Origin of the sequence: Bifidobacterium pseudocatenulatum DSM 20438 = JCM 1200 = LMG 10505 (assembly GCF_001025215.1) — a bacterium.
Lineage (GTDB): Bacteria > Actinomycetota > Actinomycetes > Actinomycetales > Bifidobacteriaceae > Bifidobacterium > Bifidobacterium pseudocatenulatum.
In genome coordinates this window covers 687,895-713,955 of the sequence record NZ_AP012330.1, presented here as the reverse complement: position 1 = coordinate 713,955, position 26,061 = coordinate 687,895, and the positions used below count along the sequence as shown (strand labels likewise).

General features: G+C 56.2%; 19 protein-coding genes. 5 read left to right on the top strand and 14 right to left on the bottom strand.

Features of this window, described 5'->3' with window-relative positions; all coding sequences use genetic code 11:
- Positions 1 to 83 precede the first annotated feature (83 nt).
- Positions 84 to 3,818 (top strand): phosphoribosylformylglycinamidine synthase, encoded by a 3,735-nt coding sequence (locus tag BBPC_RS02935; RefSeq protein WP_004219530.1) that lies wholly within the window; start codon positions 84 to 86, stop codon positions 3,816 to 3,818.
- 120 nt (positions 3,819 to 3,938) lie between these two features.
- Here BBPC_RS02935 and BBPC_RS02930 read toward each other — a convergent pair whose 3' ends face one another.
- Positions 3,939 to 4,166 carry a hypothetical protein gene (locus tag BBPC_RS02930; protein ID WP_004219532.1) on the bottom strand — a complete coding sequence of 76 codons (228 nt, stop codon included), beginning with the start codon at positions 4,164 to 4,166 and terminating at the stop codon, positions 3,939 to 3,941.
- Positions 4,163 to 5,797, bottom strand: coding sequence for a Y-family DNA polymerase (locus BBPC_RS02925; RefSeq protein ID WP_022244936.1), 1,635 nt, complete (start codon positions 5,795 to 5,797; stop codon positions 4,163 to 4,165). The genes BBPC_RS02930 and BBPC_RS02925 overlap by 4 nt, the downstream gene beginning before the upstream one ends.
- 262 nt (positions 5,798 to 6,059) lie before the next feature.
- Here BBPC_RS02925 and purF point away from each other — a divergent pair, with 262 nt between their 5' ends.
- The 3 genes from purF (at position 6,060) to purD (ending at position 9,989) form a co-directional block, all read left to right on the top strand.
- On the top strand, positions 6,060 to 7,574 hold the full coding sequence (gene purF, locus BBPC_RS02920; RefSeq protein WP_033524270.1) for an amidophosphoribosyltransferase: 1,515 nt from the start codon (positions 6,060 to 6,062) through the stop codon (positions 7,572 to 7,574).
- 18 nt (positions 7,575 to 7,592) lie between these two features.
- Entirely contained in the window at positions 7,593 to 8,627 is a 1,035-nt protein-coding gene (gene purM / locus BBPC_RS02915; RefSeq protein ID WP_004219545.1) for a phosphoribosylformylglycinamidine cyclo-ligase, read from the top strand.
- A gap of 99 nt (positions 8,628 to 8,726) precedes the next feature.
- Positions 8,727 to 9,989: a phosphoribosylamine--glycine ligase gene (purD, locus tag BBPC_RS02910; RefSeq protein ID WP_004219547.1), complete on the top strand. Its 1,263-nt coding sequence runs from the start codon at positions 8,727 to 8,729 to the stop codon at positions 9,987 to 9,989.
- A gap of 155 nt (positions 9,990 to 10,144) precedes the next feature.
- Here purD and uriT read toward each other — a convergent pair whose 3' ends face one another.
- The 11 genes from uriT to BBPC_RS02855 form a co-directional block, all read right to left on the bottom strand.
- Complete coding sequence (gene uriT / locus BBPC_RS02905; protein WP_004219549.1) at positions 10,145 to 11,560, bottom strand: uridine transporter UriT; 1,416 nt, start codon at positions 11,558 to 11,560, stop codon at positions 10,145 to 10,147.
- A 32-nt stretch (positions 11,561 to 11,592) separates the two neighbouring features.
- On the bottom strand, positions 11,593 to 12,534 hold the full coding sequence (gene uriH, locus BBPC_RS02900; RefSeq protein WP_004219551.1) for a uridine-preferring nucleoside hydrolase UriH: 942 nt from the start codon (positions 12,532 to 12,534) through the stop codon (positions 11,593 to 11,595).
- 115 nt (positions 12,535 to 12,649) lie between these two features.
- Positions 12,650 to 13,813, bottom strand: a complete 1,164-nt coding sequence (locus tag BBPC_RS02895; RefSeq protein WP_004219553.1) for an iron-containing alcohol dehydrogenase — start codon at positions 13,811 to 13,813, stop codon at positions 12,650 to 12,652.
- A gap of 3 nt (positions 13,814 to 13,816) precedes the next feature.
- The gene (locus BBPC_RS02890) at positions 13,817 to 14,512 is read right to left on the bottom strand and encodes a phosphoribosylanthranilate isomerase (RefSeq protein ID WP_004219554.1); all 696 of its coding nucleotides are present in this window, start codon (positions 14,510 to 14,512) and stop codon (positions 13,817 to 13,819) included.
- A gap of 53 nt (positions 14,513 to 14,565) precedes the next feature.
- Positions 14,566 to 15,561, bottom strand: coding sequence for a carbohydrate kinase family protein (locus BBPC_RS02885; RefSeq protein ID WP_004219556.1), 996 nt, complete (start codon positions 15,559 to 15,561; stop codon positions 14,566 to 14,568).
- A gap of 193 nt (positions 15,562 to 15,754) precedes the next feature.
- The gene (locus tag BBPC_RS02880) at positions 15,755 to 16,852 is read right to left on the bottom strand and encodes a PfkB family carbohydrate kinase (protein WP_004219558.1); all 1,098 of its coding nucleotides are present in this window, start codon (positions 16,850 to 16,852) and stop codon (positions 15,755 to 15,757) included.
- 17 nt (positions 16,853 to 16,869) lie between these two features.
- Entirely contained in the window at positions 16,870 to 18,930 is a 2,061-nt protein-coding gene (locus tag BBPC_RS02875; protein WP_226555494.1) for an LTA synthase family protein, read from the bottom strand.
- A gap of 291 nt (positions 18,931 to 19,221) precedes the next feature.
- Positions 19,222 to 19,626 carry a Fur family transcriptional regulator gene (locus tag BBPC_RS02870; RefSeq protein WP_033524281.1) on the bottom strand — a complete coding sequence of 135 codons (405 nt, stop codon included), beginning with the start codon at positions 19,624 to 19,626 and terminating at the stop codon, positions 19,222 to 19,224.
- Positions 19,627 to 19,706: 80 nt separating this feature from the next.
- Positions 19,707 to 20,876 (bottom strand): 5-(carboxyamino)imidazole ribonucleotide synthase, encoded by a 1,170-nt coding sequence (purK, locus tag BBPC_RS02865; protein WP_004219564.1) that lies wholly within the window; start codon positions 20,874 to 20,876, stop codon positions 19,707 to 19,709.
- Positions 20,860 to 21,357, bottom strand: coding sequence for a 5-(carboxyamino)imidazole ribonucleotide mutase (gene purE / locus BBPC_RS02860; protein WP_004219566.1), 498 nt, complete (start codon positions 21,355 to 21,357; stop codon positions 20,860 to 20,862). The genes purK and purE overlap by 17 nt, the downstream gene beginning before the upstream one ends.
- A 63-nt stretch (positions 21,358 to 21,420) precedes the next feature.
- A complete protein-coding gene (locus BBPC_RS02855; protein WP_004219569.1) occupies positions 21,421 to 22,410 on the bottom strand; it encodes a zinc-binding dehydrogenase in 990 nt (329 codons plus the stop codon).
- 171 nt (positions 22,411 to 22,581) lie between these two features.
- Between BBPC_RS02855 and BBPC_RS02850 the strand changes: the two genes are divergently transcribed.
- Positions 22,582 to 24,498, top strand: a complete 1,917-nt coding sequence (locus BBPC_RS02850) for a 1-deoxy-D-xylulose-5-phosphate synthase (RefSeq protein WP_004219574.1) — start codon at positions 22,582 to 22,584, stop codon at positions 24,496 to 24,498.
- Positions 24,499 to 24,586: 88 nt separating this feature from the next.
- Here BBPC_RS02850 and BBPC_RS02845 read toward each other — a convergent pair whose 3' ends face one another.
- The gene (locus BBPC_RS02845; protein WP_033524269.1) at positions 24,587 to 26,059 is read right to left on the bottom strand and encodes an ABC transporter permease; all 1,473 of its coding nucleotides are present in this window, start codon (positions 26,057 to 26,059) and stop codon (positions 24,587 to 24,589) included.
- Positions 26,060 to 26,061: the final 2 nt, after the last annotated feature.

Here is a 26,061-nt window from a genome sequence, read left to right as displayed (position 1 = left end):
TACAAACTCGGATGCGGGCTTCATCGTTTTTAAAAATCTTATTTTTATCAATCTCACCAAGCCCCTCTTTCAAGGAGTCAACCATGGTTTTTCGCGTGTACGTGGAAAAGAAGCAGGGTTTTGATGTCGAGGCCAAGCAGCTCGCCAACGAGCTGAAGACCATTCTTGGCATCGCATCGCTGAAGAATGTGCGTCTCGTCAATCGTTATGACGTGGAAGGCATTAGCGAGGAACTGTTCGCACAGGCCACCCCTACCGTGTTCAGTGAGCCGCAGGTCGATAATGTTTCCGCCGATTTGCCTGATTTCGGTTCTGATAATGTGATTGCTGTGGAGTATCTGCCCGGCCAGTTCGACCAGCGTGCGGATTCCGCCAGCGAATGCATTCAGCTGATCTCCCAGGGCGAGCGCCCGACTGTTCGTTCCGCCAAGGTGTATGCACTTGAAGGCGAGCTGAGCGACGCCGACATCGCCGCCATCAAGCATTATGTGATCAACCCGGTCGAGGCTCGCGAAGCTTCGCTGGATACCAAGACCACGTTGAAGACGCAGGTGCCGGTACCGGGCAAGGTGGAGGTCATCGAAGGTTTCCGCACCATGAGCGACGCCGATCTTGAGCAGTTCATCGCCGACCGTGGCCTGGCCATGGATTTGGCTGATCTGCAGTTCTGCCGTGCTCACTTCACCGAGGAACAGCGTGATCCGACAATCACGGAAATCAAGGTGATCGACACGTATTGGTCCGATCATTGCCGTCACACCACGTTCGGCACGCAACTTGATGATGTGCAGATTGACGACGCGACCGTGCAGGCCGCGTTCGATAAGTATCTTGAGATGCGTCACGAGCTTGGCCGCGACGAAAAGCCCGTATGCCTTATGGACATGGGCACCATCGGCGCGAAGTGGCTCAAGAAGAACGGTATTCTGAAGAATCTTGACGAATCCGAAGAAATCAACGCCTGCACCGTCAAGGTGAAGGTTGATGTGAATGGCCATGATGAGGATTGGCTGTTCCTGTTCAAGAACGAAACCCACAACCACCCGACGGAAATCGAACCGTTCGGTGGTGCGGCAACCTGCATCGGCGGCTGCATCCGCGACCCGCTTTCCGGCCGTTCCTACGTATATCAGGCCATGCGCGTGACCGGTGCCGCCGATCCGACCGTGCCGGTGTCCGAGACGCTTGAAGGCAAGCTCCCTCAGCGCAAGCTCGTCACCACCGCCGCCGCCGGTTATTCCTCCTACGGCAACCAGATCGGCCTGGCCACCGGTCAGGTGGACGAAATCTACCACCCCGGATATGTGGCCAAGCGCATGGAGGTCGGTGCGGTTGTGGCCGCGACTCCGGCCGATCATGTACGCCGCGAAACCCCGGCTCCGGGCGACAAGGTCATCCTGCTCGGCGGGCGTACCGGCCGTGACGGCATCGGCGGCGCCACCGGCGCGTCCAAGGCGCATAACGTCGAATCCTTGGAGCTTGACGGCGCCGAGGTGCAGAAGGGCAATGCTCCCGTCGAACGTAAGCTGCAGCGTCTGTTCCGCCGCGGTGACGCATGCCGTCTGATCAAGCGCTGCAACGATTTCGGCGCCGGCGGCGTATCCGTGGCGGTCGGCGAGCTGGCTGACGGCCTGTATGTTGATCTCAACAAGGTTTCGAAGAAGTACGAGGGCCTGGACGGCACCGAACTTGCGATTTCCGAATCCCAGGAGCGTATGGCCGTGGACGTGGCCGCCGAGGATGTGGACGAGTTCCTGGGCTACGCCAAAGAAGAGAATCTCGAGGCCGAAGTCATCGCGACAGTGACCGAAGAGCCGCGCATGACGATGGTATGGAACGGCGACACGATCGTGGATCTGTCCCGCGAGTTCCTCGCCTCCAACGGCGCTCCGAAGCATCAGGTGGTGCATGTCGAAGCGCAGCACGGCTACGCCACCCCGTGGAAGACCGGCACGCTCGCCGAACGCATGCACACCATGCTCACCGATCTGAACGTGGCTTCCAACAAGGGTCTTTCCGAGCGTTTCGACTCCACCATCGGCGCAGGCACCGTGCTCATGCCGTTCGGCGGCAGGAAGCAGCTGACCCCGAACATGGCCATGGTCGCCAAGCTGCCGGTGTTCGGCGAGACCACCACCGCCTCCGCGATGGCTTGGGGCTTCAACCCGTACATCATGGAGCAGAACCAGTTCACAGGCGCTTATCTGTCTGTGGTCGAGTCGCTCTCGAAGCTGGTGGCCGCCGGTTTCGAACATGAGAAAGCGTATCTGAGCTTCCAGGAATACTTCGAGAAGCTACGCGACGAGCCGGAGCGTTGGGGCAAGCCGATGGCCGCCGTACTGGGCGCTCTGATGGCGCAGGTCGATCTAGGCGCTGGCGCAATCGGCGGTAAGGACTCCATGTCCGGCACGTTCGAACAGCTGGACGTTCCGCCGACCCTGATCTCCTTCGCCGTGGCTGTGGGCAACATGAAGCGTGCCACTTCCCCAGAGTTCAAGGGCGCTGGTCACCGTGTGATCCGCATCGCGCCGCGTTACCAGGCCGACGGCCTCACACCGGACAAGGATTCGCTGCTGGAGGTGTTCTCCGCAGTCGAGGAGTTCACCGATTTCGGCGATGCGCTGGCCGTGTCCACGCCTGGCTACGGTGCCACCGCCGAGGCTATCTTCAAGATGACGGTCGGCAACCAGATCGGCGTGAAGCTGGCCGATGGCATCAGCGTGGACGACCTGTTCGCCCCGGCCTATGGTTCCTTCATCATCGAACTTGCCGACACCGCGAAGGTTCCGGCCGTATCCAACCTGGTTGAGGTCAGTGAGGTCGGCGAGACCACCGAGGCCTACCAGTTCGTGGCAGCCGGTGAGACGCTGGATCTGGCCGAACTGCAGGACGCTTGGGAGGGCGGTATCGAATCCGTGTTCCCGTACCGATCCAAGGGCGATGAAAAGGGCAAGACCGTTGAGACCGTGTCCTTCAATGCGCCGAAGAAGACCGTATACACCGGCGCCGGCGCCGCCAAGCCGCATGTGATCATCCCCGTGTTCCCCGGCAACAACTGCGAATACGATTCCGCAGCCGCCTTCGAGCGCGCGGGTGCCGACGTGAGCACACTCATCGTGAACAACCTCACCCCTGCTGCTGTGGCTGAGTCCACCGCAGCTTTGGTTGAGGAAATCAAGAAGAGCCAGATCATCATGATTCCTGGCGGCTTCTCCGGCGGCGACGAGCCGGATGGTTCCGCCAAGTTCATCACCGCGTTCTTCCGTGCTCCTGCCGTTACCGAAGCGGTGCGTGACCTGTTGAACAACCGTGATGGTCTGATGCTCGGTATCTGCAATGGTTTCCAGGCGCTGATCAAACTCGGCCTGGTGCCGTACGGCGACATCGTGCCGATGACCGCCGAATGCCCGACGCTGACGTTCAACACCATCGGCCGCCACCAGAGCCGTCTGGTGCGCACCCGCGTGGCGTCGAATCTCTCCCCGTGGCTGGCAAAGACCGAGGTGGGCGACATGCACACCATCGCCATCTCCCACGGCGAAGGCCGTTTCGTGGCTTCCGACGATATGCTCGCCCAGCTCAAGGCCAATGGCCAGATCGCCACGCAGTACGTGGACGAGGCCGGCGTGCCGGGCATGGACCTGAGCGTGAACCCGAACGGTTCACTGCTGGCCATCGAAGGCATCACCAGCCCGGACGGCCGCGTGTTCGGCAAGATGGGCCACTCCGAGCGTTACAGCAACGGTACGTTCAAGAACGTGCCCGGCGAGAAGGATCAGCCGCTGTTCGCAGCCGGCGTGGAGTACTTCGCCGCCTGATCCGCGACCGCATCCATAAAAGCGTTCTGACGTAGATTCGAACATACAGAGGCTGTTTGGTTTGATCGGGATTCCTCCCTAGTCAAACCAAACAGCCTCTTTTTTGGTCTCCGACGCATGTTAGGCGGAGAGGTAGCCTTCGGCGAGATTGACGGGGGTGTTGGCGCGTTCCACTGCTTCGTTGGAATGGGTGGCGGTTTGTTTGATGATGTCGTCGTAGCCGGTGAGAGCGGCGAAAGGCATGAATTGCGCGGCACGGTTGTGCATGCTCATGTGCGGGCGCGTGCACGAGCGATGATGAGGCAAGTTGATGATGTCATCGTAACGGTCGGTTTGCTGCAAACTCATGCTGCATGACCTCCAATCTGCCGGTTGCGCTGTTGACCTGTGGCATCAGCGAACATGTCCATCCCTTTAATGACGGCGTTTTTGCCGAACTTGCGTTTGATGTCAAGAATCGTCTGCTGCACATGCTGTTCGGAAATCTCATCGACAACCCGCATATCGTCAGCGTAGGAAGACCGCACGTTGTTATCGACGTTATCACTGCAATCGTTGCTATCGCTTCCATTTGAGACTTCCTGCATATCCGAAAACAGATCGGGCTGAACGTAATTCGCCGCAGCATTCCGCTCAGCCAGCTGTTCGACCGTTTGCAAATCAGAAGCAACCACATTCAATCGACGTACCAACAGCCGATGATCGACGATTCTGCAGAACAATTCGTCAACCGCATCGCATATGCGCGTGGTGGATGACGTATGGTCGTCCAGACCAATCGACCCTGTAGCCGGCTTGGGCACACGCCGACCATACCTATCAAGAGTTACGGGACCGCTATATTCGGCAATGGCTCGCTCAGCCATCGCCTTCAATTCCGGAGTGCCACACTCCCCTAGCCGCTTTGGATCAAGACTGGCGGTATCGTAACCGACCATCAACCCCATATGGCCGGCCTTCACACCTTTGGCAACCAAGTCCAAAGACAAGGCGTCCGCCATTTCTCTCACAATCAGCCGCGCCGAGTCAAAACCGACCGCGCCCGTAAGCACCTGCCCCGAACTCATACTATGACCAGCTGGCTTATACGCTTTGATGTCGGCGATCGTGCAAGGTTCCCAACCCCACGCATGGTCGATAAGCAGCTCGGCGTTCACACCGAACATCTTGTACAGCAGGCCCTCGTTGTAATACTCGTCGGCACGGCCTATGGAACATCGGGCTATATCGCCCATTGTCATTAGACCTTGGGCTTCGAGCTTCTTCGCATACCCTCGTCCCACACGCCAGAAATCAGTCAACGGCCTGTGCGCCCATAACAGCCGACGATACGACATCTCATCCAATTGCGCGATACGCACGCCATCCTTATCCGCGGGAATATGCTTGGCGACCACGTCCATAGCCACTTTCGCCAAATACATATTCGTACCGATACCGGCCGTTGCGGTGATGCCCGTCTCCCGAAGAATCTGCTGGATCATTTCACGGGCCATATCATGCGCGCTTTTGCCGTAAGCCCGCAAATACCCGGTAACATCCATGAATACTTCATCTATCGAATAGACATGAATGTCAGCTTCGGATACGTACCTTAAATATATGCTGTAGATTTTCGCACTGATGTTGAGATAATGCGACATTCGAGGCTTGGCTATATACACGCCGGCAGCCAGATTCGGATTAGCTGCGAGCGCTTTCGCATCATACGATTCACCTCTCAGCACACCGCCCGGTGCCGCTGCCCGCCGTGCAGCATTGACTTCTTTAAGCTTCGCTTTGACTTCGAACAGTCTCGCCCGCCCCGGCAGTCCATATGCTTTGAGCGATGGCGACACGGCAAGACAGATGGTTTTGTCGGTGCGCGATTGGTCGGCCACTACCAGATGCGTGGATAGAGGGTCGAATCCGAGTTCCGCACATTCCGAAGACGCATAGAAGGATTTCAGATCGATAGCGATATAGGTACGTTCGGCCATCTTCAGACTCCTTCCATGATTTGGCTCCATCTTGAAACGTCAACGAGCACTTCGCCTCGCAAAGCACCGACAAAGCATCGCCGATGCACCGCACTGTATTTTCCTGCATTCAGCATATCAGAGAGTTCGAACAATTGTTCGACACACCCGACATGCCAAGTGCCCCTAAGGACTCCACGAAAACCGCCAATTGTAGCCTCCGGTTGGTAGGGTTGAACGGTAGCGAACCCCTTGTCTCCATGGTTTTGGAAGGAGCTTTGGCTTGTCAGCTGAACTCGAAGACATCCACGAGGAATGCGGTATTTTTGGCGTTTGGGGTCACCCGGACGCCGCCCGACTCACCTACTTCGGCCTGCACGCGCTGCAGCATCGTGGTCAGGAAGGCGCCGGCATTGTCTCGAACGATAACGGTCATCTCATCGGTCATCGCGGAACGGGTCTGTTGACCCAAGTGTTCGGCGACGAACGCGAAATCGAACGCCTGAAGGGAGACAAGGCGATCGGCCATGTGCGTTACGCCACTGCCGGTTCAGGCGGCACCGACAACATCCAGCCATTCATCTTCCGCTTCCATGACGGCGATATGGCCTTGTGCCACAATGGCAATCTGACGAACTGCCCGACTCTGAGGCGTCAGTTGGAAGACGAAGGCGCAATCTTCCACTCCAATTCCGACACCGAAGTGTTGATGCACCTGTTGCGCCGCTCCACACAGCGTACGTTCATGGACAAGCTCAAGGAAGCGCTCAACACCGTGCATGGCGGTTTCGCCTACCTGATCATGACCGAAGACGCCATGATCGGCGCGCTTGATCCGAACGGTTTCCGCCCGCTTTCCCTCGGCAAGATGAAAAACGGCGCTTATGTGCTCGCTTCCGAAACCTGCGCGCTTGACGTTGTCGGCGCCGAATTGGTGCGCAATATTCGCCCGGGCGAAATCGTGGTTATCGACGATCACGGCTACAAGATCGTGCAGTACACCAATCAGACCCAGTTGGCCATCTGCTCGATGGAATTCATCTACTTCGCACGCCCCGATTCCGACATTTACGGCGTAAACGTGCATTCCGCCCGCAAGCGTATGGGTGCGCGTCTGGCCCAAGAATCGCCGGTCGATGCCGATATGGTCATTGGCGTGCCGAATTCCTCGCTGTCCGCGGCCTCCGGCTATGCGGAAGAAGCTGGTCTGCCAAACGAGATGGGCCTGATCAAGAACCAGTATGTGGCTCGAACCTTCATCCAGCCGACGCAGGAACTGCGCGAGCAGGGCGTGCGCATGAAGCTGTCCGCCGTGCGCGGCGTGGTCAAAGGCAAGCGCGTGATCGTTATCGACGATTCCATCGTGCGCGGTACCACGTCCAAGCGCATCGTACAGCTGCTGAAGGAAGCTGGCGCCGCCGAAGTGCACATGCGTATCAGCTCGCCGCCGCTGAAGTACCCGTGCTTCTACGGCATCGACATTTCCACCACCAAGGAACTGATCGCCGCAAAGAAGTCCGTTGAGGAAATTCGCGATTTCATCGGCGCCGACTCGTTGGCGTTCCTTTCGCTTGACGGTTTGGTCGAGTCCATTGGATTAGGCGCGGACGCCCCGTATGGCGGTTTGTGCGTGGCCTACTTCAATGGCGACTACCCGACCGCACTCGACGATTATGAAAGTGATTTTTTGAAGTCCCTCACCCCAGAAGATCGCGTGCGTCTGCCTGAATTCGCCCTGTATAAGAGCAAGTACGAAGGCAACGAATACACCACCACTTCACCCCAAGAAGAACACTGAACCCTAGAAAGGTTTGATATGCCAAAAGCATATGAAGAAGCCGGCGTGAGCGTTGAGGCCGGTTACGAAGTCGTCAAGCGCATCAAGTCCCATGTGGCTCGCACCAACCGTCCGGGCGTAGTCGGCGGTATTGGCGGCTTCGGCGGCCTGTTCGATCTGGCTTCCCTCGGATACAAGGAGCCGGTACTGATTTCCGGCACCGATGGCGTCGGTACCAAGCTGGTCGTTGCCAAAATGGCCAACAAGCACAACACCATCGGCATTGACTGTGTAGCCATGTGCGTTAACGATATTGCCGCTCAAGGTGCGGAACCGTTGTTCTTCCTGGATTACATCGCCTGTGGCAAGAACGATCCAGCACTGCTCGAGCAGGTTGTGGCTGGCGTTGCCGACGGCTGCGTACAGGCTGGTTCCGGTCTGATCGGTGGCGAAACCGCTGAAATGCCGGGCATGTATGACGAAGACGAGTACGATCTGGCCGGTTTCGCGGTCGGCGTTGCCGAGAAGTCCGCAATCGTGGACGGCTCCACCATCGCTGAAGGCGATGTACTCATTGGCTTGCCGTCCACCGGCGTGCATTCCAACGGCTTCTCTCTGGTACGCAAGGCCCTGTTCGAGAAGGCCGGCTACACGGTCGACACCGTACTTGACGAACTTGATGGCGAAAAGCTCGGCGACGTACTCCTTACCCCGACGAAGATCTATGTGAAGGCCCTTTCCCCGCTATTCAAGGCCGGCGTGGTCAAGGGCGTCGCCCATATCACCGGCGGCGGCTTCATCGAAAACATTCCGCGTATGATTCCGGACGGCTTGGCTGCGCACATCAATCTCGGCTCTTGGCCGGTGCTGCCGATTTTCGATGTGCTCGAGAAGGCCGGCGAAATCGATCATATGGAAATGTTCAACATCTTCAATATGGGTATTGGCATGGTGCTGGCAGTCAACGCCGAAGATGCTGATAAGACCATGGAATTGCTCAAGTCCAATGGCGAAGCCGGTTATGTGCTCGGCAATATCGTCAAGAAGACCAATAGCGACGTCGAACTGCAGTAAATACATATATGGGGGTGAGCCATAACGGCCACCCCCTTTTATTTCCGAAGACTTTCCTGAACATAGGATTTTCCCAAAAGGGACATAACAGGAGGAAACATGAAGGTTCTGGTCATTGGTTCCGGCGCACGCGAGCATGCCATCGCTCATGCGCTTATGCGTGGCAGCAGCGTCAGCGAGGTCACAGTGGCTCCGGGCAATCCAGGTATGGAGCTTGACGGCATCCGCATCACGCAAATCAGCCCGTCCAATCATGCCGCGCTGATTGATTTCGTAAAGAACAACGGCTATGACTGGGTGTTCGTCGGTCCGGAAGTGCCGCTTATCGAGGGCATCGTTGACGATTTCGCTCAGGCTGGCATCAAGGCGTTCGGTCCGAGCAAGGCCGCCGCACAGATCGAGGGGTCCAAGGATTTCGCCAAGCAGCTGATGGAACGTCACAGCATTCCGACCGCAAGGTATCAAACGTTCAGCGATTTGGAGCGTTCCACGACTTATGTTCGTGAGCATGGCGCTCCGATTGTGATCAAGGCTGACGGCTTGGCCGCCGGCAAGGGCGTGACCGTTGCCATGGATGAGGAAACCGCCATCGCCGCTCTTGAAGATATTTTCGTCGACCATCGTTTCGGCAACGCCGGCGCGAAGGTCGTTATCGAGGACTTCTTGGAGGGTCAGGAGTTCTCGCTGATGAGTTTTGTGAATGGCACCGATTTCTGGCCGATGCCGATTTCTCAGGATCATAAGCGCGCTTATGATGGCGATAAGGGTCCGAACACCGGTGGCATGGGTGCGTACAGTCCCGTTCCGCAGATCGGTCAGGATGTGGTTGACACCGCTATCGAAACCATTGTGAAGCCGACCGTGCAGGCTATGTCCGATGAGGGTACGCCGTTCACGGGCATTCTGTACGCTGGCTTGATCGCCACCGCGGATGGTCCGAAGGTTATCGAGTTCAATGCTCGTTTCGGCGATCCGGAAACGGAAGTCGTGCTGCCGAAGCTCACGTCTGATCTCGGCGCCGGCATCAGCGCTCTGCTCAATGGCGAGACTCCGGAGTTCACTTGGGATAATGACAACGCCACGCTTGGTGTGGTGCTCGCCGCCGACGGCTACCCTGTCGATGTGATCAAGGGCGCTGCGATTCCTGAGATTCCAGTCGATGAGGATTCCCACGTCTATTACGCTGGCGTGGCTCGTAGCGAAGAAGGTCTGGTCGCCAATTCCGGCCGCGTGCTGTTGGTGGAAACCTCCGCAGCCGACATCAAGGCCGCTCAAGACAAGGTGTATGCGATTATCGACCAGCTCGATACCAAGGGCATGTTCTACCGTCACGACATCGGCGCCAAGGCACTGAACATCTGAATGCACCCAGCGATTGCATACCATCAGAAATGTCTGTAACCATACAATCGCAATCATATATATAAAAAGGACGGCGGTTTTGTGGTCGGACAGAGAGGAGTCCGACTGCAAAACCGCCGTTTTTTAATCACACAACACAGGCAAGCTTATATTGATTACTTCTGCTCTCCCGGCTTCGGAATGAGCAGGGATGCGCAGAACGCGAGGCCGAGCAGAATCACACCGCCAACCATGGCTGCGATGTAGCCGCTGGTCGCACCGCCGGATGCGGTGAACGCGTTCTGAGCAGCGTACAGCACTGCATAACTCAGACCGGCACCCAGGTTGAATGCACCGGAGTTCAGACCAGGCAGGTAGCCCGGATTGTCTTCCGGAGAGAGCACGATGCCCAGACCGTTCAGCATGATGTTGGCAGTACCTGCGTAGGAAACACCCAAAGCCAAAGACATGACCACAAGTGCCCAGATGCTCGGAACGTTGCACACGAAGATGCCGAACAGCACGCCCACAACAGAGACAATCAAGCCAGTACGCAGCACCGCACGGTAGCCGAACTTCGAAGCGAGCACGCCTGCGACCGGACCGAATGCGAGACCGATCAACGCATACGGAGTCAGGGTGGCGAACGATACCACGCTGGCGCTCATGCCGGCGCCGACTTCGGTATCCTGAGCGAGAGCAGGCACGATACCGTTCATGATGGCGAACACGCCGGTCATGGTAAGCAGGGTGGTCAGCAGCAGACCCCAAGTACGACGCTGCTTGAGGTAATGCGTGGTGACCATCGGAGCCTTCTGACGCTTCTCAACATTCCAGAACACCACGAACAGCACGGCTGCAATAACGATTTCGACAGCGACCAGCGCCCAATTGGCGGAGCCCAGCTTCTGAATCTCGTTGATGGCCAGATATGCGGCCAAGAATGCGGCGGCAAGGGAAACCACGCCAGCCCAATCCATCTTCGGAGTCTCGGAAGCGGTGGATTCTTCCGCATACACGAACACAAGCACAATGGCAAGCACCGCAACGCCAACCATGACCCAGAACACGGAACGGAAACCGAACGTGCCAGCAAGCCAGCCGCCAAGAATAGCGTCGACACCGCCGATGCCACCATTAACGGAAGTCAGAATAGCCATGAGCTTGGCGTACTTCTTATCTTCAGTAACCTTGGCGTGCAGCATGATCAGCGTCATCGGCACAATCGGACCGGCAACACCCTGAATCACACGACCGATCATCAGCATCGGCACGTTGACCGCGAGCGCGGAAACCACGCAGCCCAAAGCGGTAAGCACAAGAATGCCAAGCAGCACTTTCTTGCGACCGATCAAATCGCCGAGTCGCGGCAGGAACAGCGAGAACACTGCGCACGAGGTGAAGAACACCGTCTGGGTCAAGCCAATCTGCGCATCGGTGGTGTTGAGTTCAACACGCATGGTCGTCAATGCAGGCGAAAGCATGGACGCGTTGAGCTGGAACGCGAAGATGGCTGCCATCAATGCTGCCATCAATGCGACGACGGACTTGCCGCCTTCGTCGAGCATTTTGCTGTTTTTGGTCTCTGTCATTAGAGCACCCCTTTACTTATCTTTCTCTTCTTTCAGCCGATGGTCTTGATTGCGTCGGTTACCAAATCCCAGAATTTGTTGAAATCAAGCTTGACTGCAACCTGGGTGTGGCATTCTTCGGCGCTCGGCTCTGGACCTCGCAGGTCGGCGACGGTCATGCCAAGTGTGAGATCTCCATGGATTTCGACATCAACCGGGCAACGACGGGTAGTCATGACGCTCGGATCAATGAGGTATGCCACCGTGCACGGATCATGGACCGGAGGATCGATGAAATCTTGATTGTCTTGATAGGTCTTGCGGAAGAAGTCCATCAGACCAGACACGAACTTGGCGAGATCAGTGCCAACGCCTTCGATACGCTGCTGCACTTCGGGCGTGCACAATGCCTGATGCGTCAGATCCAATCCGACCATGGTGATCGGCCAGGCTTCATTGAACACGATGTGAGCGGCTTCCGGATCGACCTTGATGTTGAACTCGGCCACGGCACTCCAGTTGCCCACATGGTATCCGCCGCCCATAAGCACGACTTCCTTGACACGTTCAACAATGCGCGGCTCCATGCGGGCAGCCATGGCAATGTTGGTCAGCGGTCCGGTCGGCACCAGAGTGATGGTGCCTGGCTCGTTGCTCATAATGGTGTCGATAATCCAGTTGACGGCATGTCCGGCTTCCAGCGGACGGCTGGGTTCAGGCAGTTCAACGCCGTCAAGACCGGTTTCGCCGTGAATGGAAGCTGCCACTTCCTGCTTGCGCACCAGCGGACGGTCACATCCGGCATGCACCGGCACGTCGGTGGCATGCGCCTTTTCCAGCACTGCACGGGCGTTGTAGGTCACCTTGTCAAGGCTCTGATTGCCGCCTACCGTGGTGACGCCCAGCAGATCGATATTGGGATTGCCCACGGCAAGCAGGATGGCGACGGCGTCATCATGTCCCGGATCGCAATCAAGGATGATTTTCTTGGACATTATGGTTCCTCCTTATGTGCTCCAACTTTGAACCGATAATGAGGTGGTCGACGATTGACTGACTCCGGCTCATCGGTCACACAACTTGTTGCAAGGCCGGCAATGGCCTTTGATATCAGCGACTTCCGAAACCTTCGAGCAGTTGTTCGGCTGCCTGAAGATCGATGTCACGAGGTGTGTTTCCTGCAAAACGCTCGTCAACTACGGCCTGCGCATTGGAAACGAGTTCTTCAACGCTGATGCCGTAATCCTCAACAGGATGCAGACCGAGCATGCGGTCGCGGAAATCCTTGAACGCTCTGCTTGCGATAATCGCAACCTGCTCGTCCGGCGCATTTTCCGGGTAGACCGCACCTAGAATCTGACCGATCTCACGAACCTTATGCGCACGTACGGGAGCAACGAACTCCATAACCGCCGGCAACGCGTAGCCAACGGCTTCACCGTGCACGATGTGGTATTTCGCTCCGAGCACGTGTGCGATGGAATGCCCCGCAATGGTTCCCGCATTGTTCAGCATCCATCCTGCAAGCGTCGACGCGACCATCACACGTTCCCTGGCTTCACGATCCTGACCGTTTGCCACAGCACGCGGCAGATAGTTGTACAGCAGGAACATCGCTTTTTCGCAAATGGCATCCGTGACCGGACTTGCCATTCGGGAAAGGTATCCTTCCGCGGCGTGGCAGAATGCGTCAAGTCCGCAAGCGATGGTCATTTTTGCGGGCAGTGTCAGCATGAGATCCGCGTTCAGCACGGCATATTCGCTGACTGCCGGATCGGCAAGCACCGCGAGTTTACGACCGGTGGATCCTTCGGTGACCACCAGCGCGTTGGACATTTCGCTGCCGGTGCCGGCGGTGGTCGGAACTGCGATCATACCGTTGCATGGTGCGATCGGCTTGGCTGGATCGGTGTATTCGATGATGGATCCGCCGTTGACACGCACGATGTTGATGCCTCGGGCAACATCCATGGAACTGCCACCGCCGATGGCGATGATGCTGTCAGCCTTATGCGCTTCGAATGCTTCGACGCCGGATTCCACGGTTTCGCAAAGCGGGTCGGGCTTGACCTGGTCGAATACCGCCACATCGACACCGACCTGTTCAAGCTTGGTACGTGCGGCAACGACCAGCGGCATGCTTCCGACGAAGGAATCCGTGACCATCAGCGGACGAGAATAGCCCGCGGTCTGCATGATATCGACCAGAGTCTCCCCTAAATCGTCAGTGCAGACCACTTTGACGGGTTGCAGCAGTTTGACTTCCATAGCCATCGGTCACTGTCCGATCTTTGCGGCCGCAGCGTCGGCATTGATGCAGAATTGACGAACCTTGTCGATGTCTTTCTCCATGTAGCCGCCGTCGTATTTGATGCTGGTCTTCGTCAGGGAGTCCACGCCATACGGCTTGCACTGTTCGATGGCTTCGGCAACATTGTCTGGTCCAAGACCGCCAGCCATGATGACCGGTTTGCCGCATTCGGCCACAATACGGGCGTCAATGCTCCAGTCGTGGGTCAGACCGCTGGCACCAATGCCGGTGTCGGGGGCCAGACCGGAGTCCGTGAGGATGAGATCGCAGTATTGTGCGTACTTCTTGGCACGGTCGACGGCGGATTCATCGTCAACGAGCACGGCCTGCATGAGTTTGGTGTTCGGAGCGGCTTCCTTAAGTCGGGCCGCGAATGCTTCATCTGCGGCGTACCCATCGCCTGCGATATGCAGAATGTCAGGCCGCACCTCTCTGGCAAGCTCGATCATCTCGTCGGGATCGTTGGTCAGCATGATGGCCACGGAGGTGACGCCACGACGCTTGCATTCGTCGAAAATGCGGTGCACGCGTTCGATTGGCACGCGATGTGCCGGAACGCCACCATTCTGCATCGGCACCAGTCCAATGTTGTCGGCACCAGCCTCCATGGTTTTGACGGCCTCATCGTATTCGATCAGAGAATAGATCTGCTTGACTACCATTGTCGGTTCTCCTTGTGTTTGTATGGGTTGATGGACGTGTGATGTAGCAAAATTCAGGCAGTACGCACTTCGTCGAGCAACGGCTCGATCTCGCCGGACATCTTCTTACGTATGCGTTCCACGGTGATATCGGGCACTGCTTTTGTGCATTCGAGCGCGATGCTGGATGCTGCCTGCGCAATTTTGCCGACTTCTTCAAGATCTCGATCGGGGTTATCGAAGAAGCTCCAGGTGATGGCTGCCATGCCGGCATCTCCGGCCCCATTTGCCGTGGCGATTTCGGTACGGTATGGCGGCACATGCTTGAAGCTGTATTCGTCGTTTTCGTGTCTCGCGCACAGGATTCCGTTGGCACCCAATGAAATGAATACGTTCTTCACGCCCCTGTCGAGCAAGGTCTTCGCTGCGGCACCTGCCGAATACTGGTCGGCGATACCGATGCCGGTGAGTACGGATGCTTCCAAATCATTCGGCTTGAGCACGGTCATCTTGTTGAGGATCGTGTCGAAACGGTGCGCTTTGACTGTGGAAACGGTGTCTCCGAACAGTGGCGCGGTGACGTGTTCGCCAATCCATGCCATGGTTTCCGGTTCAAGATTGGCGTCAAGCAGGCAGATGGCGGCACCGTTGATGAAGTCGAGGCGAGATTCGAGGAATGCCGGATTGATTTCCTTGCAGATTTCCATGTCGTTGACGGCCACCAGCAGATCGCCCGTATCATCGGTGATGAACATGTAGGTGGAAGAACGGCGTCCTTCCAGCTGTGCGGCATAGTCAAGATTGATGTTGTTGGCCGCGCACGAACGTTCCAGGGTCTTGCCGTTTTCATCGTCGCCGTAGACGGTGATCAGGTATGTCGGCATGCCCAGATGAGCCATGTTCTGTGCGATGTTCTGCCCGACACCACCTGCGGACATGCTGACGACGCCCGGATTCGAGTCTCGGTCCACTACGGTGCTCGTCGGTCTACCACAGATGTCCATGTTCATGCCACCGATGACCACAACGTAACGGTCAGGAACAGTATTTCCTGAAGTCATATCCGCCATGGATATTGCCTCCTACATTTTCGGGGATATATCTGCCTTGATACACCCTTGATGAAACGTTTTATCTTCAATTTAGAATACAACAAAAGTTTAAGCCAGTCAACTTTTGCTTATATTTCATCGATGTAACATATGGAAAAATCGCGTGTCTCGCGATTACGAAAGAAACAAATGTAAGACCGCCATACCTGCGTTACTGCAGCAAATCAGCTTTGCGCCGCACAGCTTCTTCAGAAAAATCAGCGCAAATCGACTGCACCTGAGACATATTCATCGCAGCCGCCGCAGACGCATATCTAGCGCATTCCCGCTGTGTTTTATGCTCACGACGCGCCCACACCAGCGCACTCAACGCCGCCGACGCACCACCATTGGTATATCGACGTTCCTCCGCCCTTCCCGGCAAAGACCAGAAAAAGCTTTCATGTTCGCAGCAGTACAGCATGTCCGAATCATCCACAAAAAGAAACACATTACGCACACCGGACCGCAGCAAATGTTCGGCGCAATCTCTGGCACTGGCCTCGTCATGCACCTCAATCCCCGACACGAATTTGGCTTCGGCGGAATTAAGCACCATAGTGTCGATGCGATCGAGCACCGGCGTGATTCGCGCCGCTTTATTAACGGAAACCACGCGCACGAAAATCGGTCGACTTGTTTTTTCGCAAACCCATGCTATGGCATCAGACGGCAAGCTCGAATCAATCGCCACCATTTCCGCATTGACGATGGTCTGCTCTCGTTGCGCTAGAAATTCCGGGGTGATTTCCGCACTGATCTGCATATCATCAAGACCCACAATCTGACGCCCCTGCGCGGAAACAACCGACAAGAAGGTGGAAGTAGGCATATGGGAAATCTGCTTGGCATGCGTGATGTCAATGCCGTTGGCATACGCGTCCTGCTTGACGCGTTCGCCGTTCTCATCATCACCATAGACGGAAATCAAATAATTCGGCACGCCAAGCCGGTTCAGATTGTAGGCGATATTGTAACCAATGCCGCCCACGGATGACACAATGCGCCCCATGTTGGAACTTTCCCCAACCACATCCTGCATGGCGACACCGTAATGGTCTATATTGATGGCGCCAACAACAGCCACATAGCTGGGCGGAGTGACGATATACCCTTTGCCTTGGATGTACCCTTTTTTCATCAGGTTGGAGATGTGCGCGGCCACCCCTGAACGGGTGATGCCGCACAGTTCCGCAAGCTCGTTTTGGCTGATCAAAGGATTCTGCTTAATCCACGCCAAAATCTGCTGTTCGCGATCGGTTGCGGCCATCTCTTCCCCCCTTGCCTCTAGGGAAGATCCATGAAATCGGTGTCTTTCAGGTAGTTCTTCCCTGTGGTGATATCGTACTGAATCAGCTGGTAGTCGGCAAGCAACTGCTGGGTTTCCGCGTCGAAGTCGCTTTCGGCCATGGGATTGCCGTCAGCGTCGAGATAGATGTTCTGACCTTCAGGGATACGGTCCCATCCCTGGATATTGTTGACGACAGGTGGCTCCATGGCGGAGATTTTCTCATGCATTTGCGTGAGGAACGCCAGATACGGGGACACCTTGGCGTTCATATGCTCGGCGGCCTGCGCCACGAAGAAGTTCGGCGACGAATAGTCGGCGTTGTCGATCTCGTTGCCTTGCGAGCTGGACGCCTTGTTGGACCAGATGAAATAATCCGTCAGATGCAAGGCAAGCGAATTGTTGTCGTCTTCGGAAGCGGACGAATAAATGCCCGGCAGATGATCGCCGTAGAACACCACGGTGATCGGCTTGTCGATGGCGTCGAGCTTGTCAAGGAAGTCGGCGGTCGCCTCGTCGGTCAGAGCCGCACCCTTCTGATAGGTTTCGATGGACTCCTTCTCATCGTCCTCCAAAGGAGTGTCCGTAGTGGATTCGGCCTTGAAATCGTTGTTCTTATACCAATCGTGGTATGGCATGTGGTTCTGCATGGTGATGACCTGCAGGAACTGGTTGCCATCGGTTTTCTTGACTTCTTCGATGGTGCTCTCGTACGTCGCTTCGTCAGACACGTACGGCGAATCGTCGATCTTGTCTTGATGCGAGATGACGTCCGGACCGGTCAACGTGTAGAAATGCGAGAATCCGAACTTCTTATAGTTGGTCGCACGCGAGTACATAGACGATTCGTACGGGTGCAGTCCGATGGAATTCTTCGACGCCCCCCACAGCTGGTTGATGGTCGGCGTCCAATGCTCGCTCGGCACAAGCTGCTGATACGGGCTGGTGAGCGACGAATCGAAATTCGACATGCTCAAACCCGTCAATCCCATGTATTCGAGGTTTGCGGTACCACCGCCATATCCGGAAGAAAGCATCAAACCGGAGGTCGTATTCTCTTTGATGGAACGAATGTTGGGCATGGAATCCTTGTTGATCTTAAGCCCCGGCACGCGAGACGGGTCGGAGAAGGATTCGGACAGCACATAGATCACCGTACTGTCGGTCATGTTCTCGGTACGAGATGCGTTGATCTTCTTCGCTTCTTTTTCGTATCGTGCCGCGACTTCCTTCATGGTTTCTTCGGAATAGTCGTCAGGCTTCACCATGACTTTCGGATTCAGCTGCCTGGTGAAGGCGACCATCGGTCCGTTGCGCTGCGCATCGTAGACGGAATCCCACATGGACGGCATGTCCCCCATTGCCGAAGAGAAGGTTTTCGCCCAAGATCCGACAGTGCTCACCTGCATGGAATACAGCGTGAAGAACGTTCCCGGCACGATGATCAGCAGTAGTCGCACGATGGCATTCAGCGAGCGCGACTGCTTGTCGTCGCCACGGAAAAGCTTGCCGTGACGGCCGTCACGATGATTCAGGAATACGAAAAGCGCAATGAAAGCAACGAATATGACGACGGCGAGCAGAATGGTCCACTGTGCGCCTGCCGGCATGAAGCTCATAAGATTGCCCGCATCGGCTTTGAGGAAGTTCAGATCGCTGGGAAGAATCGCCTCATATCGGATGGATACTTTGAAATGTTCGATCACCGCGATAATGAATGTCACCGCCAGAAATATTGGCGTGGCGATCCAGAAGCGGTTGATGAGCATGAGCAGTATCACATACAGCACGCCCCACAAAATCAGGTTGAGCACCGCCACAAAGTTGAGGTTGGTGAACATTTTGGTGACGAAGCCCCAACCGGTCAGCCACATGTTGTTCGAAAGCTTGACGCGTGTAGCGGATTGACTGACGCCAATCTGTAGCGCTGCCACACCGATGGCGTCGAACACCACAAACAGTATGCCGTACAACCACCCTGGGAATTCCTTACGTTCCTTGGCGGGTGCGTTTGGATCAATCGTCGAGATCTTCAGTTCCTCAATCGTCTCTGTATTCACGGATTCGTTCGTCAAGTGTTTATCTCCACTCGTAACGTGTCAGTTCGCTTCGTTTCCCGCCTTACGGCGACGCCAAGGCACTATTCTCGCGACCATATCTGACAAAAAGCTGTAATGATCGATTTCATCCACAGTTTCTTCTGATTTTCTTACGCATATGTCGATGAAATCGCAAAAGAACGATGAGGGGGTATAGACAGTTCGGATGGCAGTATCTAGTTGTCGTCAAGGATTCCGCCGTCCGCATAACCGTTGTTGCTGAAATCGGCGAAATTGTTGAGATCGACGGAATTACCGTCGTGCCTCATTCCGGCAGTCGGGGCATAGTCCGAACACCTCAAGCGTATGCCGTTCGATGGTGAATCCGTATTTCTCGCTGATGCCACGCAGCCAAGTTTCGGATGGCGATTCGATTTCCACGGTTTTGCCGCAATTCGTGCATACGAGATGATGGTGATGCCCGTCATCACCACACAGACGGAACAGCTGTTGGCCTTCCAAACGCACGGTATCAGCCTCGCCTGCCTCAGCCAAGGCATTCAATTGACGATATACAGTGGCAAGGCCGACCTTCACGCCTTCGTCTTCCAGCTTGCGATGCAAATCCTGTGCGGAAATGAATTCATCGTTTGCCTTCAACGCATCATGAATCAGTTCTTTTTGTTTGGTGTTGCGCTCCACGCGTCCGTCCGTCAATCTATGTCCGTTCTTGATGGCTTCGCGCGCCGTCCTCCCCTCAGGGAAAGGCTGACGCGCGAAACATGCCGTCATCGGTTTTATTTCAAATCATCCCAGCAGCCGGTCCGTTCAAGATCCGCCACAGTTTGCCTGGTGTCGTCGGTCAGCACGGTGATATGCCCCATCTTGCGATCATGACGCACTTCAGCCTTGCAATAGTCGTGCATATTCCATTCGGGATGCTCGGCGATCAGCGCGCGGGTCGGGGCCACATGCTGCCCGAGCACATTGACCATAACAGCCGGCTTGAGCAGTTCGGGCTGTTCGAGCGGCCACCCGGCGATGCCTCGAATATGCGCGTCGAACTGGTCGAACGAGCACGCTTCGATGGTGTAATGACCGGAGTTATGCGGGCGCGGGGCAAGCTCGTTGACGATAACCCGCTCATCCTTGGTAACGAAGAGTTCGATAGCGAGGATGCCGGCCAGTTCGAAGCCTTGCGCCAAACGCAAAGCGAGTTCGTGCGCTTCCTTCGCCACGTCTTCGCTGACTTCGGCCGGAGCGATGGTCATGTGCAGAATATTGTTACGATGCTCGTTGCGCACGATCGGGAAGGTCACATAATCCTTGCCGTTACCGGCAACGAGAATGCTCGCTTCGAATGCGAAATCGACGAATCCTTCGAGAATGCTCGGCGGGAATCCGCCACCGCGATCGGCACGGGCTCGTACCTTTTCGAGATCGGCATCGGATTTCAGCACGGTCTGGCCGTGGCCGTCGTACCCGCCGGAACGGGTTTTCAGCACGGCCGGGTAATGGATTTCACCGAGCGCCGCATCAAGCTCCTCAACGCTGTTGACGGCCTTCCATGGTGCGGTCGGCGTGCCATGATCATTGATGAACTGCTTCTCGTTGACGCGATCCTGCGTGACACGCAGCAAATCGGTGCCTTGCGGGGCTGCAGACAAGGAACGCACTTCGTCGATGGCGTCGGCGTTCACGTTTTCGAACTCGTACGTGAGCACGTCGGACTTTTCAGCCAGTTCTCGGATCGCGGTGATGTCGTCGTATTCGGCAGTGACTTGGAAGTCGGCCACCTGTGCGGTCGGGCAATCCGGAGTCGGGTCGAGCACGCCGATGCGGAAGCCCATGTAGCGGGCGGACAACGCCATCATGCGGCCAAGCTGACCGCCACCGATAATGCCGATGGTGGCCCCTGGCATCAGACGTTCAACACGGCCATTGGTTTCCTCAGACAAGCTGGGCATTGGATTCAGCCACCTTTTCCTTCAGAGAGTCACGATATTCCTGCAAAGCATTGGCCAAACGCTCATCGGTGGTGCTCAGAATGCTCACAGCCAAAAGACCTGCGTTTGTGGCACCGGAGTTGCCGACTGCGGTGGTGGCGACCGGGATGCCGCCTGGCATCTGCACGATGGACAGCAGCGAATCCCAACCGGACAGCGCATGGGAACGCACCGGCACGCCGATGACCGGCAGGGTGGTCTGGGCCGCGACCATGCCCGGCAGATGTGCCGCGCCGCCGGCTCCGGCGATGATGACCTTCAGACCGTTGGCACGGGCACTATGCGCGAACTCGCCCATCAATTCCGGGGTGCGGTGCGCGGAAATCACCTGCTTCATGTACGGCACTTCGAACTGGTCAAGCATCTCGCAGGCATGCTTCATGGTTTCCCAATCGCTCGCCGACCCCATAATCACTGCGACTTCAGGCTTGTTGTCTGCCATCAAGGACCTCCGAAAGAATCCAAAAGAACATGTTCTTGAACACCGTTTACTTTACGCAATCGGCTAGATGTGCAGCACGATTTTTCCGAAAACGTCGCCATTCACGATCTTGGAGAACGCAAGATGCGCGTCGTCGATCGCATATGCGGAATCGATGACCGGATGCAGATCGGCATGTTCCACGAATTTCAGCAAACGTGCGAAATCCTCACGGGAGCCCATGGTATTGCCCTGCACTCGAATATCCTGGAAGAAGATTCTCGTAAGCTCTGCACCCGGCTGGTCGCCAGTAGTCGCGCCGCAAATGGCGATAGTTCCTCCCGGACGTACGGATTTGACGGAATGACTCCATGTGGCCGCGCCGACGGATTCAATGACGGCATCCGCCTTGCGTGGCAGTCGCGCACCCGTTTCAAAAGCCGCATCGGCACCGAGCTGCAACACTCGCGCACGCTTGTCTTCGCTTCGTGACGTGACGAACACTTCCAATCCGGCCGCGTGAGCAAGCTGAATCGCCGCGGTCGACACGCCGCCTCCGGCGCCTTGAATAAGCACCGTGTCTCCCGGCTTCACATTCGCCGATGCGAACAGCAGGGAATATGCGGTAAGCCAGCTGGTACCCAATGCGGCAGCCTCATCAAGATTCAGATTCGCGGGCTTGGCGAACACGTTGGCGCTGGGCACCTGTGTGTATTCGGCCATGGTTCCCGCATACCGTTCGGACAGGATCGAGCGTCTCTCCCCCGGCATCACACCGGCGCCATCGGTACCAACGAAGGTATACAAGACCACTTCGGAACCGGCCTTAAGTCCCTTTCGTACGGGAATGTCTTCTTCCAACACGCCAGCCGCGTCCGTGCCGAGGATCATCGGCGTCTGCTCGTCGGAAAGCCCCACACCTTGCAGACTCCACACGTCATGATGGTTCACGCTCGCCGAGTTCACACGAATGGTGGACCAGAATGGCTTGGTTTCAGGCTCAGGCATAGTGCCCACTTCAAGCACGGACAGCGGATCATCATAATTCGTTCCGGTGGCATATACGGCTTTCATGTTCGCGCTCCTTTGCGAATAACGGCTTTTCACGATTGCAAACACCTCTATTGTGCCTCAAGTTGAGAAGACTTTGCGCTCCTTTGCCCGCAAACACCCTCGTCGGGGCATACAGTGGGATATGATTTCGCACTTGGTTGCACTGATCGTAGGGAAGGGTGATTGCGCACGATGACCGCTGGCATTTTGAGTTCGATTCACACTCCGGCGGACGTACATGCCCTTTCAGCCCAGCAATTACGCGATCTATGCCTCGAAATCCGCGCCACGCTGCTCGACTACGGCAAAAAACATGGCGGGCATATCGGCTCGAATCTTGGCGTGGTGGAGCTCACTGTGGCATTGCACCGCGTGTTCGACTCGCCCCGCGACCGTTTCATTTTCGACGTGTCGCACCAAAGCTACGTGCACAAAATGCTTACCGGCCGCGCCGAAGCATACTTGGACCAATCTCGTTTTGATGAAGTGACCGGTTTCACGAATCCGCTGGAAAGCGAACATGATTCCTTTGTGCTCGGCCATACCGGCACTTCGATTTCTCTGGCCTGCGGTCTTGCCAAAACCCGCGATATGCAGCGCGGCGCCGCCGGCGAAAGCACTATCGGCAATGTTATCGCCATTATCGGCGATGGATCCCTGAGTTCGGCCATTGCGTTCGAGGGGCTGAACAATGCGGCCGAACAGGGCGGTAATCTCATCATCATCGTCAACGACAACGAAATGTCGATCGCTGAGGATTTCGGCGGTATGTACGGGCAGCTTGCCAAGTTGCGTACGTCGAATGGCATGGCCGAACTGAATCTGTTCAAGGCATTCGGCTTGGACTACCGCTATGTGGAGCAGGGTAATGACGTTGACGCGCTGGTGGAAGTACTGAACGAGGTCAAAGACATTGACCACCCGATCGTAGTGCATATCCACACCACCAAAGGCTTGGGCTTCAATGACGAAACGGAAGCCGACAATGGTTCGGATGGCTGCAATCAGACCAATCCTCAACCTCATGCGGGCCAATGCGAGGCCAACCATTGGCAGGATCCGGAGGCCTCGCTCGGCAAACCGCTCGACGCACGCAAATATTATGGCGAAATGGCCATGGCATCGCTGGAACGTCGTTTCGACAATGAGCCGGGATTGGTGGTCATCTCCCCCGCAACCCCCGGATCGAATGGCATCACCCGAGATTTTCGTGAACGTGCCGGCGCCCACTACGTCGATACCGGTATCACGGAAGAACATGCCGCCGCATTCGCCGCGGGTATCGCCAGGGCTGGCGGACGCCCGGTGCTTGCGACTTCCGCCACGTTCTTCCAACGCACGTTCGACCAGCTGCAGCAAGAGTTGGCATTGAATCATGTTCCCGCCACGCTGCTGATTTTCGGCGCGGGAATTTCCGGCGCGGACAATACGCATTCGGGCACATTCGATATGACGATGTTCGCCAATGTTCCCGACGTGACCTGTTTGGCTCCCGCGAGCGGCGAACAGATGCTTGACATGTTGGCTTGGGCTACCGGCCCGTCCGGACATGGCGTAGTGGCGATTCGTATGCCCGGCGAGCAGATTCTCGCACTTGAACGTGCCGCCGATATGGCGTTCGACCCGTTGCAGCGTGCCGAAGAGCATGATCCAGCCGTCAATATTGCCGGAGCATGCCCGTTCGCCCGCTATCAGATCGTTCAGCCCGGCAGGGATGTGGCGATTCTTGGACTCGGCAATACCATGCCGTTGGCTGCCGAAATTACGTCGGCACTGGCCGAAAATGATGAAGAACATGCTGCGATTACCGCAACGCTTGTTGACGCATTGCAATATTCCACGATGGATGCCGAATTACTGGCGATGCTTGCCGATGGGCATCGTTTGGTTGTTACGTTGGAAGATGGCCAGCTAGAAGGCGGATGGGGTGAGAAAGTCACCGCATTTTATGCCAATTCCAGTAATACCAAGGCTTCTCACGTTCGTGTGCTGAATTTCGGCGCAGCCAAAGAGTTCACCGACCGAGTGCCTCTTGGCGAGCTTAACGAACGTTACGGATTGACTTCAGAAACCATCGTCTCTCGAATCCGCGGTATTCTCAGCGAATAATCGATACATAAGCGAATTGGCGGGAATGATCGGTATATCTGTGGACCATTCCCCGCCAATCTATAAATCAGCGATCTGTAATCAGCAATCACTGATCATTCTTGATGGCATCCAAAGCGGGAATCTTCACAGCCTTATTGGCCGGGCCGAAACCTGCTACCACACCAACGGCGATCGAAAACAGCATGGCCACCACAAAAAGCCACCACGGAATCACCGAAATGCGAGTCACATCGTCGCCGCCCATAATCGCTTTGCCGATATTCTCAATGCTGAATCCACCCAAAGACGCCATATTGATGCCTATCGAACCAATCGCGGAAATCAAGCAAGCGATCACACCGCCGACAAGGCCGATCGCACCAGCCTCGCACAGGAACATCATGCGAATATCGCGCACATAGCAGCCAAGAGCCTTCATAATGCCGATTTCGCGCGTACGTTCCGACACCGACATAATCATGGTGTTGGCAATACCAATCGCGGCAACGAAGAACGACACCGCGCCGATGCCGCCCAAAGCCAACTGGATGCCCCGCGACTGCTTTTCGATCTCCTTACGCGTTTGCTCAAACGAGGAAGTCTGATAACCGGCGCCCTTGATTTGCACTTCAACGTCGGCAACGTCTTTGATGTCTTGGGTGTGCACCAGTACCTGATCGTAAACGACCTTGCTCGACGTGTTGGCCTTGGTGTCCCCCGATATTTTGGCGTTCAACGTTTTCATATCGTCGATGCTCATCACAATGCCGGAAGTGAACGCATCATAGTTGTTGGCGGAGGAATCAATGACACCCACCACCGTGTATGGCATGGTAATGGTGGGACTCTCACCACTGCCGGAATCGGATGGCGCCACGGATCCGCCGCCCACCTTGTGGTAGTCGTCGGGACTTTGATAGTTGGCTCCGGTAATCAACGTGATTTTGGAGTTCAGCATATCGAAGAACGGGTCTTCGCCTTCGGATTGGGCGCAACCGTGCTCATCGCAGTAATAACCGCCCGCTTCTATACGATGATTGCTCGGATCTGACGCATACTTGTCGTAGAACGAATACACGAAGGATTTGCCCGCCAACACTTCGCCGGCACGCATCGGAAGACGTCCGCTGGCCAATTTATAGCCGGATTCTTCCAATTGCGTGGCGTCGACTCCCACCACGTTGACATATTGCGACACGTACCGGGAGCCAGCTCCTTGCGCGGCATCCACACTGTATGACATCGTTTTCTGAGGAAGCACTCCGGCCACACCGGCAATGCTGCGGAAATTCTGCACGGCGTCATCGTCGAGTTTCGCCTGTTCGCCGTCGGCACCGCTCACGCTGGATGACGTTGCCGTGGAATGTGAACCTCCGCCGTCCGCATATACGGTGATGTCGTTCAGGTTGCCCATGTTTTTGAGCATCTGCTCGTTCTGTTCGTTGATGCCTTGGCCAATGGAAATCATGAGCACGATCGAACAGCAGCCGACGATCACGCCAAGTACCGTAAGAATCGTACGCGATTTGCGACGCAGCAGATTCTGCGTGCATGAACGTGCAATATCCGAAAATCGCATGC